The organism is Streptomyces sp. BR1, from assembly GCF_052373795.1.
Taxonomy (GTDB): domain Bacteria; phylum Actinomycetota; class Actinomycetes; order Streptomycetales; family Streptomycetaceae; genus Streptomyces.
Map to the genome: position 1 here is coordinate 2239192 of NZ_CM126252.1, position 12931 is coordinate 2252122.

The 12931-nt window shown below is 69.8% G+C and carries 13 protein-coding genes; 4 read left to right on the forward strand and 9 right to left on the reverse strand.

All coding sequences use genetic code 11. From position 1 onward, the window contains the following. Positions 1–42 precede the first annotated feature (42 nt). Both ACT1U9_RS09330 and ACT1U9_RS09335 read right to left on the reverse strand, forming a co-directional pair. A complete protein-coding gene (locus ACT1U9_RS09330) occupies positions 43–213 on the reverse strand; it encodes a DUF6191 domain-containing protein (protein WP_444537879.1) in 171 nt (56 codons plus the stop codon). Positions 214–339: 126 nt separating this feature from the next. Continuing rightward, on the reverse strand, positions 340–1029 hold the full coding sequence (locus ACT1U9_RS09335) for a hemerythrin domain-containing protein (protein ID WP_444537880.1): 690 nt from the start codon (positions 1027–1029) through the stop codon (positions 340–342). A gap of 319 nt (positions 1030–1348) precedes the next feature. On the opposite strand from ACT1U9_RS09335, the gene ACT1U9_RS09340 reads away from it, so the two are divergent. After that, on the forward strand, positions 1349–2059 hold the full coding sequence (locus ACT1U9_RS09340) for a gamma-glutamyl-gamma-aminobutyrate hydrolase family protein (protein WP_444537881.1): 711 nt from the start codon (positions 1349–1351) through the stop codon (positions 2057–2059). Positions 2060–2251: 192 nt separating this feature from the next. Here the strand turns inward: ACT1U9_RS09340 and ACT1U9_RS09345 are convergent, their stop codons facing one another. Further along, entirely contained in the window at positions 2252–2656 is a 405-nt protein-coding gene (locus ACT1U9_RS09345) for a carboxymuconolactone decarboxylase family protein (protein WP_444539051.1), read from the reverse strand. Between the two features lie 615 nt (positions 2657–3271). Between ACT1U9_RS09345 and ACT1U9_RS09350 the strand changes: the two genes are divergently transcribed. The 3 genes from ACT1U9_RS09350 to ACT1U9_RS09360 all read left to right on the forward strand — a co-directional run bounded on the left by ACT1U9_RS09350 (position 3272) and on the right by ACT1U9_RS09360 (position 5277). Beyond that, a complete protein-coding gene (locus ACT1U9_RS09350; protein ID WP_444537882.1) occupies positions 3272–4141 on the forward strand; it encodes an AfsR/SARP family transcriptional regulator in 870 nt (289 codons plus the stop codon). Positions 4142–4227: 86 nt separating this feature from the next. Further along, entirely contained in the window at positions 4228–5049 is an 822-nt protein-coding gene (locus tag ACT1U9_RS09355) for an AfsR/SARP family transcriptional regulator (protein ID WP_444537883.1), read from the forward strand. Between the two features lie 93 nt (positions 5050–5142). Next, entirely contained in the window at positions 5143–5277 is a 135-nt protein-coding gene (locus ACT1U9_RS09360) for a hypothetical protein (RefSeq protein ID WP_444537884.1), read from the forward strand. Positions 5278–5390: 113 nt separating this feature from the next. On the opposite strand, the gene ACT1U9_RS09365 is transcribed toward ACT1U9_RS09360, so the two are convergent. From ACT1U9_RS09365 to ACT1U9_RS09390, 6 genes are all read right to left on the reverse strand, one after another. Continuing rightward, complete coding sequence (locus ACT1U9_RS09365) at positions 5391–6854, reverse strand: FAD-dependent monooxygenase (protein WP_444537885.1); 1464 nt, start codon at positions 6852–6854, stop codon at positions 5391–5393. A gap of 61 nt (positions 6855–6915) precedes the next feature. Next, positions 6916–7917: an alpha/beta fold hydrolase gene (locus ACT1U9_RS09370; protein WP_444537886.1), complete on the reverse strand. Its 1002-nt coding sequence runs from the start codon at positions 7915–7917 to the stop codon at positions 6916–6918. Positions 7918–8025: 108 nt separating this feature from the next. Further along, positions 8026–8862: an NAD(P)H-binding protein gene (locus ACT1U9_RS09375; protein ID WP_444537887.1), complete on the reverse strand. Its 837-nt coding sequence runs from the start codon at positions 8860–8862 to the stop codon at positions 8026–8028. A 139-nt stretch (positions 8863–9001) separates the two neighbouring features. After that, positions 9002–10495 carry an FAD-dependent monooxygenase gene (locus tag ACT1U9_RS09380; RefSeq protein ID WP_444537888.1) on the reverse strand — a complete coding sequence of 498 codons (1494 nt, stop codon included), beginning with the start codon at positions 10493–10495 and terminating at the stop codon, positions 9002–9004. Between the two features lie 215 nt (positions 10496–10710). Next, positions 10711–11127: a pyridoxamine 5'-phosphate oxidase family protein gene (locus tag ACT1U9_RS09385; protein ID WP_444537889.1), complete on the reverse strand. Its 417-nt coding sequence runs from the start codon at positions 11125–11127 to the stop codon at positions 10711–10713. Positions 11128–11282: 155 nt separating this feature from the next. Further along, positions 11283–12788 carry an MFS transporter gene (locus ACT1U9_RS09390; RefSeq protein WP_444537890.1) on the reverse strand — a complete coding sequence of 502 codons (1506 nt, stop codon included), beginning with the start codon at positions 12786–12788 and terminating at the stop codon, positions 11283–11285. Positions 12789–12931 lie beyond the last annotated feature (143 nt).

Below are 12931 nucleotides of genomic sequence, written 5' to 3' on the forward strand. Positions count from 1 at the left end.
GAGCAGGTGGGGATGCCGGGCCCTTCGGCGTACGGGCGGCCGCTAGGCGTCGTCCGGCTCGGACTTGGGCGGCACCCGTATAAGGACGATCCCACTGGACAGATCTATGGGCCCCTGCCCGGGATCGGCGTCCCCCACCTCGTCGAGCGTGATCTCCATCCGCTGCCGCTCTTCTTCTTCGTGCCGCTTCCCCGGCATGAAGAACTCGTTCATGGCCGAACCGAACACGAGCGGTCACCTCCGGTATGTGGCTCCGTACCCACATAACGCTGTGAGGGCGCTGTCAGATCCCGATCACGGGAGACGGATCCTCCGGACGAACCGGCTGCGGGGCACCCCTTACGCCAATCCCAGCGCCTTCTTGCTGTCCAGGTACACCTGGACCAGCTGGGGGCGGTGGGAGCGGAAGGCTTCGGGGAAGCTGGCGAGGATCTCGTCGTAGCCCTCGGCCTGCTGCGGGTCCTCCAGGAGGCCGAAGACCAGGTGGCCGCCGGACTTGGGGCTGCCCTCGGTGATGGCCGTACGGAGGCGGTCGACCTCGTCGGCCGGGACGCCGGGGAAGAGGTCGCGGACGACCGGCTCCTCGGTGTCCAGGTGGCCCGCCAGGATGTCGCGGACCTTGCGCGCCGCCGCCGTGCCGGCGTGTGCCGCCTCGACGACCGCGGCCGAGCCGACCTGCTCGCCCGCCTCGTTCGCCGCCGTCAGGAGTTCCACCGCCCGGCTCAGACCGCCCAGTTCGCGGTCCAGCTCCGCGTGCTCCTCGTTGAGGGTGTCGAACGCCGCCACCGACTCGGGGTACAGGCCGTGCAGGACGGGCCAGAAGAGCTCGTCCTCCGACTCGTGGTGGTGATGGGTGAAGTCGATGAGCCACTGCGTGGTCTCGATGAGTTCCTTGACGCTGACCTGGTCGCCCTCGCCCAGGCGCTCGAACGCGTTCGCCACCAGTTCCGTTCCCCGGCGCAGGATCGCGTGCACGGCGAGGAACTCCTGATACATACGGGCGCCCGGGTTGTCTGTCGCGGCGGTCATGTCGGGTATCCCCCAGTTATTTGACGCTAATGGACCGATCACTGCCGCGAGGGTACGCAAAAGCTCCGCGCGCCCCATAGGGGTGTTCGACTGCGATCACCCCGCAGTTGAACGCACGCGGTTCACCGGCGCTTTCTTCCGAAAGACGACCGTGTTTCCACCATACCTATTTTTCTATTTCTTCCACAGAGCCCGACTCTGTGCAATTCTTAAGCCAAGCCTCCGTACTCGTTGCGGGCATGTTAAGTGCAGTCGAGAAGCACACAAGTGACGCTCTAGTGAAACTCCATTTCGCTGGAATCGGGAAGGACGACATTCGATGACTCGCCCCGTCGTGGCGGTGACCGCCGACCTGTCAACGGTGAATTGGACCATTTGGGGAGATGTGCATGTAGCCCTGCTTCCCTGGGAGTACATGGAGAAGGTGCACGAGGCCGGCGGAGCGCCCGTTCTCGTGCCGCCGATTCCCGATGCGGTCGATGACGTGATGGCGCGCGTCGACGCTTTACTCATGAGCGGCGGCGCCGATATCAACCCCGCTCTTTACGGTGCCGAGCGCGAGAAGTTCACGTTTCCGCCGCACGAGGCCCGGGACACCGCCGAACTCGCGGCGCTCGCCGTCGCCGAGCGGCGCGGGATTCCGGTGCTCGGCGTCTGCCGCGGGCTCCAGCTGATTTCCATCATCCGGGGCGGAACGCTCGACCAGCACCTGCCCGAGCATTCGCCCGTCGTGCCCGGCAAGTACGAGCCGCGCGAGATCCAGGTGAAGCCGGATTCCCTGCTCGGCCGCTCCCTCGGGCCGACCGCCACCGTCTACTGCCACCACCACCAGGGGATCGACAAGCTCGGCGCCGGCCTTGTCGCCACCGCCTGGTCCGACGACGGCGTCATCGAGGGCGCCGAGGCCGAGGACCCGTCGGCTCCGTTCCTCGCGGGACTGCAGGCGCACGGCGAGCTGGGCAGCGACACGCTCCCCCTCTTCGAGGCGTTCATCGAGGCCGCGAAGAAGACCCGCGCCGAGCGGGGGTAGCGACCCGCACATCCCGCGCCCGGTCCGCGAGGCTTCGCCTCGGGGCCGGGCCCCTCGCCGTACGGCACGTACAAAAGCGGCCCGGTCACCGCAACGTCCTTGCGGTGACCGGGCCGCCCGCCGTCGAGCCGTCCGCCCGACCCTGCCGGCTGTCGGGGGTGTCAGCCGGCACCATCAGCTGTACGGGGGTGGTCAGCTGTTGGGGTCGGCAACCTGGCCGATGGCCACGTGCAGACGGTTCCACAGGTTCGCGGTGGCGACCGAGAGGACGATCGCCGCGAGCTGCTGCTCGTTGAAGTGCTTGGCCGCGTCGTTCCAGACCTCGTCCGAGACCGCGTCCTCGCGGTCGGCAAGGCGGGTGACGGCCTCGGTCAGCGCCAGGGCAGCGCGCTCGGACTCGGTGAAGTACGGCGTGTTGCGCCAGGCGGCGACCGCGAAAAGACGCTCGTCCGAGGTCTCCCCGGCGGCCTTCGCCAGACGCGGGTGACGGTCCGCGTTGGAACCGTCGCCATTGATCTGGCTCGCCCGAAGGTGCAGCAGCTCCAGCAGCTTTACTTCGACGCCGGGAACTTCCTTGCTGGCCTTTCCAAGGGCCACCAAAGCGTCAATCGCACCAGGCACGACAAAAGCAGGGTGCTTCGCCCGAGCAGTCATGATTGCTCTCCTCAAAAGATCTCAAGTACACGCCGAACACTTCACACGTAACACGACGTCGGAGGCCGACCGGCCCTGCCAGAACTTCCACACCGGCCGGCTTCCGTCCGTCACACCTCTGACGAAACGTGGCCGATGAATGTGACGGATCCTGGCTGTGACCCACGTCACATATGCACGGAGGGGCGTGTTCACACTGGGCGCGGGATTAAGGTCCGCGTAAGATCCGGATCCCGGAGTGGGTGGGAGCCGGGCCGAAGTACGGGCACCGCCGGGCCGGTGAGCAGGGGATCCGGTCGAAATAAGACGCCACTTCCGGCCGTTCTTTACCCAGAGTCGAGCGGCTTCAATCCGAGCGGAATTCATCTCTGCTACAGGATTTTGACAACGCCGTCAGGACTTTGACAGGTACGTCAAATCAGCCACAGGCGGGCTTGCCGCACCGGGTGGGTTCGAGGACATGATCAAACGGGTTGCCGCCGAGGGCCTGCCAGCCGCGCGGACTGTTTTGACCCAATACCCCCTCACCCCCCGCATTTCCCGACTCTGGGGAGAAACATGGACATCGAAGTGCTGGGTGCACTGTCGGTGCGGAAGAACGGGTTATCCATCGCACCCACCGCCCCCAAACCGCGGCAGGTGCTGGCCCTCCTCGCCCTGCACGCCGATCAGGTGGTGCCGCTGGCGACGCTGGCAGAGGAACTCTGGGGCGACGCCCCGCCGCGCAGTGCCCGTACCACCGTGCAGACGTATGTGATGCAGCTGCGCGAACTCATCGGCGAGGCGCTGGCCCGCCGCGACGGCGAACTCCGCCCGACCGACGAGGCTTCGGCCGAGGACGCTTCGACCGACGGTCTTTCGGCCAAGGACGTCCTCGTCACCCTGCCCGGCGGATACCGCCTGCAGAGCGGTGAAGGCACCGTGGACTACCGGGAGTTCGAGCGCCGGGCCACCGCCGGGCACCGCGCCATGGACGCCGGTGACGACACCGGGGCCGCCCGGCTGCTGCGCGACGCCCTGGCCCTGTGGACCGGGCCCGCGCTCACCGACGTACACCAGGGCAGCGGGATCCGCACCGAGGCCGAGCGCCTCGAAGAGGCCCGGCTCGCCGCGCTCGACCGGCGGATCGAGGCTGATCTGCGGCTCGGCCGCCACCGCGAGCTGCTGTCCGAGCTGACCGTCCTGGTCAGCCGGTACCCGATGCACGAGTCGCTGCACGGCCAGCTGATGCTGGCGCTGCACCGCTCCGGGCGGCGCAGCGAGGCGCTCGGCGCCTATCAGCGGCTGCGCACGACTCTGGTCGCACAGGCCGGTCTTGAGCCCTCCCCCGCGCTCGGCCGGCTCCAGCTGGCCATCCTCGCGGCGCGGCCCGGCGCCGCGGTCGACGGGCCTTCCGTCGCCGAGCGTTTCGTCGCCCGCGCCAGCTGATCCGCAGGGGCACACCCCCGGCGGCCTGGTGCCGGGGTGAGACAACGATGTCCGGCGGTACCCGCCGTTTTTTCTGAGAGGAAACCGTGAAAATTCAGGTTCTGGGCCCTTTGAGCGCCGAAGTGAACAGAGTCTCCATCGTCCCGACCGCCGGCAAGCCCCGCCAGATCCTGGCGCTGCTCGCCCTCTACCCGGGCCGGGTCATCCCCGTACCGACGCTGATGGAGGAGATCTGGGGGACGGATCTGCCCGCCAGCGCGCTGACGACCCTCCAGACCTACATCCTCCAGCTGCGGCGACGCCTTGCCACGGCCCTGGGTCCCGACGCACCGCTTTCGGCCAAGGATGTTCTGGCCACCCGCTACGGCGGCTATCTGCTCCAGGTGCCGTCCGAGGCCGTCGACGTCCATTCGTTCGAACAGCTGGCTGCGGAGGGCCAGTTGGCGTTCGACGAGGGCGACAACGAGCGGGCGGCGGACCGCCTCAAGCGCGCGCTCGACCTGTGGGAGGGCCCCGCGCTGGTGGACGTACGGGTCGGTCCGATCCTCGACATCGAGGTGATGCGCCTGGAGGAGAGCCGTCTGGTGGTCAAGGAGCGCCGGATCGACGCCGATCTGCGCCTGGGCCGGCACACGGAACTCACCGCCGAATTAACTGATCTGATCGCCCGTCACCCCCAGCACGAGGGCCTGCACTCGCAGGCGATGGTGGCGCTGTACCGCTCCGGGCGCCAGGCCACCGCCCTCGACGTCTACCGGCGGCTGCGCGGCCGGCTCATCGAGGACCTGGGCGTGGAGCCCTCCCCCCAGCTCCAGCGGCTGCACCAGGCGATCCTCTCCGTCGACCCCCAGCTGGACGTCGTCGCGGGGCCCCGCCGCACCTCCACCTTCGACCTGTACGCGGCCTGATCCGGGCCGTGTGCAACCCGGCGGCTCGCCGCGGGGCCGTCGCGCGGTCATGCTCGAACGGCCCGTGCTCGTATCCATGCGAAGGGGGAGCAGATGTACGAGAACAGGGAAGACCGGGAAGCTCATGAACTCCGGCCGGGTGAACTCGTGGCCGTCGCTCCTCCGCTCCGGCTCGCCGGGGCGGAGGAGGACGACGTCGAGCTGAACATCGTCCGGGGGATCGACTGATCTTCGCGCACCAGGACACGGCCGCCGGGAGGTTGAGGACCGACGGCCGTTCCCGCTGCGCAGGTACGAAGAACGCCCCCCGGCCGCCAGGGGGCGCTCTCGTGTGTCCGGCGCTATCGCGCCGTGCCGAACCAGCGCTCAAGCGCGTCCCGCAGCTTGCCGCCGTCGGGCGCGGCCCAGGCCACGTGCCCGTCGGGGCGCAGCAGCACGGCCTCGGGGTCGCCGGTGGCGGTGTCCGCCGGGACCCAGCTGCCGGTCACCACGTCGACGCGGTCCGACCAGCCCTCGGCGAGCTCCGCCGCCTCGGCCGAGGCCCCGTTGGTGATGAGCACACCGCGCGCGGTGTGCAGGAGCTCCGCGACGCGGAGGCGCCCGCCGTCGGCGAGCTCGACCTCGCGGTCGGGCGAAAGCCGCAGGCCGAGCAGCGGGTGGCCGCTCGCGCCGACCTCGTACCGTACGTCCAGGCCGCTGACCTGACCGGCCAGGTGGCGGGCCACGTCCGGGGACTCGACGAGCTCGCGCATCACCGCGCGCAGCGGCTCCATCTCGTCGCCGGTGAGGTAGAGCCGGGTCTGGGCGCGGGTGTTGCGCATCAGCTGCTCGCCGACCGGGTGGCGCTCGGACTGGAAGGTGTCGAGCAGGTCGTCGGGCGCCCAGCCGTTGATGGCCGCGGCCAGCTTCCAGCCGAGGTTCACCGCGTCCTGGACGCCGACGCTCATGCCCTGGGCACCGGCCGGCATATGGATGTGGGTGGCGTCACCGACGAGGAAGACGCGGCCCTTGCGGTACTCGGAGGCCTGGCGGGTGGTGTCGGTGAACGAGCTGATCCAGCGCACCTCGGCGTGGTGCAGGGACTCCCCCGTCATGGTCTGCCACGCGTCGGCGACGACCTGGAAGGTGAGCTGGCTCTTGTCCTCGTGCGGGCGCAGCTTCTCGTCGTGGATGACGATCCGGTCGACCCCGTTCTCCAGGTTGAACGCCATCACCATGCCGCCCGGCACCTGCTCGCCGATGGGCCGCTGACGCACCCCGGCGCCGACCAGGTCGGCCATGTACATGCCCCGGGTGGCCTCCCAGCCCGGGAAGTCGATCCCGGCCGTCTTACGGATGACCGAGCGGGCGCCGTCACAGCCGACGAGGTACTGGGCCTCCTCCTCGCCGGGCCCGTCGGGGCCCTCGAAGGAGACGACGACGCCGTCCTCGGTCTCGGTGAACCCGGTGACCTCGTGGTTGCGGTGGACCGCGACACCGAGCTCGCGCAGCCACTCCTCCAGGATCTCCTCGGTCCGGAACTGCGGTACGCCCCGGACGCTGAAGTGGTTGTCGTCCAGCTTGGAGAAGTCGATGCGGACGCCGCCGAAGTGGCCCTGGGCCCACTCCACGTCGCCGAACCGGGCGAGCAGACCGCGCTGGTCGAAGACCTCGGCGGCGCGGCGGGTGAAGCCGACGCCGCGCGACTCGCCACTGGGGGCGGGCAGCCGGTCGTACACCGCCACGTCCACACCGCCGAGCCTGAGCTCACCGGCGAGCATCAGCCCGACGGGGCCCGCCCCGACGATGATCGCTCCCTTAGCCATGTGCGTACTCCTCAGATATCGGGTCCTGGACCCACGAGGTCGTGGACCGGCAGGTCATGGGTCAGACGAAGAACTCCAGGAACTCCCGGAGCACGCGCTCGGGCGCCTCCTCCTGGAGGTAGTGCACGGTGTTCTCGAACCGCACCACGCGTACGTCCGTCGCCAGCCTCGGCAGCGTCTCCACGTACGCGGTGTAGCTCTGGTCGGAGGCCAGGCCGAGCAGCGGCGGGGCGAGCTTCGGATACGTCTTGAGGTCCTCGATGTCCTGCGCGAAGGCCTGGTACCAGCCGTTGGCCGCGCGGATGCCGTCCGGGGTGTCGTAGGTGCGCGCGTACACGTTCCGGTCGAAGTCGGTGACCAGGGACTGGTCGTGGAGCGAGTTCGCCAGGAACCAGTCGATGAGGTGCCGGGAACGGCCCTGGATCAGCTGCTCGGGCAGCCCGTGCACCTGGTTGAAGGCCCACCACCACAGGTTGAAGGGGCCGCCCGGGCGCTGGAGCAGCGGGACGTGGTAGAAGCTCTCGTCGGGGTGGAGGGTGTCCAGCATCGCCACCTTGCGGGTGGCGGCCGGGTGGTTGGCGGCGAAGCTGAACGCCACCTTGGCACCGATGTCGTGGCCCGCGATGAAGGTCTCGCGATAGCCGAGGTGGCGCACGAGCTCGTGGATGTCCCGCGCCATCGTCTTCTTGTCGTAGCCGCCCTGGGGCTTGTCGGAGCCGCCCTGACCGCGCATATCGACGGCGATCACCCGGTACCGGCGGGCGAGCGCCGGCATGATCTTGCGGTACGACCACCAGGTCTGCGGCCAGCCGGCGATCAGGACCAGCGGAGCGCCGTGGCCGCCGGCCACATAGTGCAGCCGTACGCCGTTGACGTGCGCGTACTGGCTGCGGAAACCGCCGGACAGCGACCGGGCCAGCTCCGCGTCGCCCGGGACGTGGCGGCGCGGGGTGGGCGAGGCGGAAGCGGCCGAGGCGGGGGGAGCCGAGACGGCGGACCCGGCCACCGCGAGGGCGGCCGAACCGGCGCCCATGGAGATCATCTTCCTGCGGTCCAACGACATGGTGTCAGTCCTGCCTGTGTGCGGGTCCCTGCGTGGGGGGCCTGTTGCTGTCTGGGGATGCGTGGGGGGGGTGTCTTCGCCGTCGGCTGCCGAGGTCAGCCGTCGCGCTCAGCCGCGGAACGGACCCGCGTACTCCTGCGCCCACTCGGTGAACGGGCGCGCCGGGTGGCCGGTCAGCTTCTCGACGTCGCCGGTGAGCGGGACCGGGGAGGCGCTGGCCGCCCACAGCTCCAGGAGCGCGTCGGCGATGTCGCCCGGCATGAAGTCGGGCTTGTTGGCGCGCCACACGGCCGGGGGGACCTCGGCGACCGGGATGGAACGCCCGGCCGCGGCCTCGATGACCTTGATGTGCTGGGTGAAGGTCAGCGCCTCGGGCCCGGTGAGGTGGTACGAACGGCCGCCCAGCGACGGGTCGGTGAGGACCGCGAGCGCGGCCTCGGCGACATCGCGCTCGTTGACCGGGTCGGCGTAGCTGTTCGGGTACGGCAGGCCGACCGTGCCCCGGGCCTTGAGCTGCCAGGCCCACGGCATCGCGTTGCTGGCGAGCGCGCCGCAGTTCAGCGGGGTCGAGGTGATCGAGGAGGCGGCGAGCGCCTGCTCGACGGCGAGGTGGGGGGCGGCGATCGGGTTGACGGCGGCGTCGGGGCGCAGCACCGCGTCGGCGGACATCACGACGACGTGCCGCACACCGGCAGCCTCGGCCTGTGCGACGAACGCGTCGATCGCGGCGGGCTCGCAGTACAGGAAGACCGAGGTCACCCCGGCGAGGGCGGCGGGGAAGTCGGCCGGGTCGTCGAGCGCGAGCTTCACGGACGCGACGCCGTCGGGCAGCGTCAGCTTCTCGGGGCTGCGCGAGCCCGCGCGCACGGTGACGCCCTGCTCGTGCAGCAGCCGTACGAGGTGCGCGCCGACTTTGCCGCTGCTGCCGGTGACGAGGACGGTCATGGTGAATTCCCTTTCGAAGGCGTGTGGTGGGGGGGTACGACCGGGGCCTGCCGCGCTGGGACGGCAGGCCCCGGGACCGGCCCGGCGGGTAGGCGCCGGACCGGCCGGCCGGCAGTGGCGGCTGTGACAACGACAGCTTTTACGCAGCCACTTGAGCCGCGCCGAACCACCGCTCAAGCGCGTCCCGCAGCTTGCCGCCGTCGGGCGCGGCCCAGATGACATGTCCGTCGGGGCGGACCAGGACGGCCTCGGGGTCCTCACCGGAGCCGGAGGCGATGTCGGAGGGGACCCAGCTGCCGGTGACCACGTCGACGCGGTCCGACCAGCCCGCGGCGAGCTCCGCCGCCTCGGCCGAGGCCCCGTTGGTGATGAGCACACCGCGCCCCGGGTGCAGCAGCTCCGCGACGCGGACCCGGCCGCCGTCGGCGAGCTCGACCTCGCGGTTCGGGGCCAGACGCAGCCCGAGCAGCGGGTGACCGGTGCCGTCGGTGTCGACGTCGTACCGTACGTCGAGGCCGCTGACCAGGCCCGCGAGGTGGCGGGCGGCGTCCGGGATCTGCACGAGCTCGCGCAGCACCGCGCGCAGCGGCTCCATCTCCTCGCCGCTGAGGTAGATCAGCGACTGGGCGAGCGTGTTGCGCAGCAACTGCTCGCCGATGGGGTGGCGTTCGGCGTGGTAGGTGTCGAGGAGGTCGTCGGGGGCCTGGCCCTTGATGGCCGCCGCCAGCTTCCAGCCGAGGTTGACGGCGTCCTGGAGGCCGACGCTGACGCCCTGCGCACCGAGCGGCGCGTGGTCGTGCGCGGAGTCGCCCGCGAGGAAGACGCGGCCCTTGCGGTAGTGGGTGGCCTGGCCGGTGGCGTTGGTGAGCGCGCACATCCAGCGGGCGCTCGCGCCGTGGATGTCCTCGCCGGTCATGCGCTCCCAGGCGTCCGCGAGCTCGGAGAACTTCAGCTCGCCCTCGCCGTGGTGCGGGCGCACGCCCGGCTCGTGGATGACGATCCGGTCGATGCCCGGCTCCAGGGTGACCGAGAGGACCATGCCGCCGCCCTCGATGCGCTCACCGATGGGGCGCATCCGCAGCCCGGCGCCGACCACGTCGGCCAGGTACATCCCGCGCGTCGCGGGCTCGCCCGGGAACTCGATGCCCGCCAGGCGGCGGATCGTGGAGCGGCCGCCGTCGGTGCCGACGAGGTACTGGGCCGCCTCCTCGCCCGGGCCGTCGGGGCCCTCGTACTGGACGACGACGCCGTCCTCGGTCTCCCGGTAGCCGGTGACCTCGTAACCCCGGCGCACGGTGACGCCGAGCTCCTCGACCCACGCGCCCAGGGTCTCCTCGGTACGGGACTGGGCGAGGCCCATGATGCCGTAGTGGCTCTCGTCCAGCTGGTCGAAGTTGATGCGGACCCCGCCGAAGTGGCCCTGCTTGCCCCAGCGGATGTCACCGAGCTTCGTCAGCAGACCGCGCTGGTCGAGCACTTCGGCGGTACGTCCCGTGAATCCGAGGCCGCGCGATTCTCCACTGGGAGCCGGCAGCTTGTCGTAGAGGGCGACCTCCACACCGGCAAGGCGGAGTTCGCCGGCCAGCATCAGTCCGACCGGACCGGCACCGACAACAATTGCGCCCTGGGTCATATTCGCACTCCTCGTGCAGATGGATGACATGGATCAGCCGATACGGCCGATGCTGGCACCACCTACCTGAGTACTACTCAAGTCCGCAGCTCAGGGGCGTAACAAAACGTGGCACCACCGGAATTGCCTCCGGTGGTGCCACGTGTGCGAGATTGTGCGTGCTCAACTCACGCAACGTAAAAGTGAATTAAGAGTTACGCGTTACGTACGCGTGCTCACGTATTGAGACTGATCACCCGGTCGACCGCTATTTCCAGGACCACCCGGCCCGGCGGATTCGGCGGCGACTGCCAATAGCGCTTGGCATAGCGCTGGACGCCCGCGGCCACCCGCTGCGGGTCCTGCGAGACCAGTCCGGTGCCCTCCAGGGTGACCCAGCTGAAGCCCTCCACCTGGCACAGCACGGCACGCGAGCCCGGGTTCGCCAGGACGTTGCGGGCCTTGCGGGAGGTGGCGACCGTCATGACCCGGGCGAGCCCCGACGCCGCGTCCCAGGTGAACCGGACGGGCGCCACATGCGGCGAGCCGTCGGGCCGCAGGGTGGTGAGCGTGGCGACGAGCGGTTCGGCGAGGAACGCCTCCACCGAGGCGGAGACCTCCGGCGCGCTCGTGCGCCCTCGGGGCTGCGACATAGGGGTCCGTTCCTTCCAGGCTGCTCCGGCGCGGTCCCGATGTCCCCGGAACCGGCCCCAGTTGTGGCGCGTGGCGCTCCTCCGGCTCGTACCGGAGGAGCGCCACGGCCTGCCCGGCCCTATGCGGCGGGCGGGCTTTCAGGGAGTGGTCGGTGTTACTTGACGCCCGCGTCCTCGGGAGCGAGCTCCGGCTCGGCGGTGCCGTGGGCGTGCGCCGAGCTCATGCTGTTCTTGCCCTTCGGCATGAAGAACAGGGCGACGAGCAGCGCGGTGAAGCCGAGGATCGCGGCGGACAGGAACGCGTGGTGGTTGGCCGTGGCCTGGACCTCGTGGATCTTGGCGGGGTTGCCGCCGGTCTTGGCCAGCTTGTCCTCAAGGCCGTTGTACGCGATGGTCGCGATGACGGCGAGGCCGAGGGCGCCACCGGCCTCCTGGCTGGTGTTGATGAGACCGGCGCCGATGCCGGCCTCCTCGTCCGAGATACCGACGAACGCGGCGATCTGCAGCGTCACGAAGACCATGCCGCAGCCGAGGCCGAGCAGGACGAACGCGGGCAGCAGGTGCGTCGCGTACGAAGCACCGGCGCCGGTGCGCCACAGGATCAGCAGACCGGAGGTGGTCAGGGTGAGACCGACCGCGAGCACCGGACGGGCGGCCATCTTGGTGATCATGCCGGAGGCGGCACCGGCGCCGAACGCCACCGCGACCGCGAGCGGCACGTACGCGAAACCGGCCTTCATCGGGGAGTAGCCGAACGCCTGCTGCATGAAGAGGCTGGCGAAGAAGAACAGGGCGCCGAAGGTACCGAAGACCAGGACGGCCGAGAGGTTGGCGATGCGCATGGTCTTGAGGCGGAAGACGCGCAGCGGCATCATCGGCGCCTCGACCTTCATCTCGATGACGAGGAAGGAGATGAGGAGGACGGCGACACCGATGAGGCTGCCGATCGTACGGGCGGTGCCCCAGCCGACGTTGATGGCCTCACCGAGGGTGAAGATGAGGAGCAGCATGCCGGCGGTCAGGGTCGCGGCGCCCGCGAAGTCGAAGCGCTGGCGCGGGGCGTCGGACTTGCTCTCGGGAAGGATCTTCGGGGCGAGGAGGACGACGCCCAGGCCGATCGGCACGTTGATCCAGAAGATCCACTCCCAGCCCGGGCCGTCCGCGAGGACGCCACCGAGCATCACGCCGACGATCGAGGCGATACCGGCGAGCGAACCCCACACACCGAGAGCCTTGTTGCGCTCGGGGCCCTCGGCGAAGGTGTTGGTCAGGATGGAGAGCGCGGCGGGGGCGATCATCGAGGAGCCGAGGCCCTGGAAACCACGCGAGGTGATCAGCATGGCGGCGTTCTGCGCGAGACCCGACGTCAGCGAGGCCAGCGCGAACACCACGAAGCCGGTCATCAGCAGGCGCCTGCGCCCGAAGGTGTCGGCGAGCCGGCCGTTGAGCAGCAGGAAGCCGCCGAGCACGGTGGAATAGGCGGTCACGATGTAGTTGAGACTGACATCGGACATGTCGAGCCCGTCCTGGATGGACGGCAGAGCCAGGTTCACGATCGACACGTCGAGGAAGACCATGAACTGGCCCAGGCACAGGAATGCCAGGATGATGCCGGGCTTGACGCCCGTCCCCGGCCTCGCGATTGAGTCGGCGGCAGCCATTACGAGACTCCTAAGCTGTACAGGATCGAGTGGGTGAGAGCGCCCCCGGCTTGGCCGGGTGGCTGCCGGACACAACCGGGTCCGGTTACGGAACGCCGCCCGAGAGTTCTGTTCCGGACGCGGGCCGAACGTGTCAAAGGCTG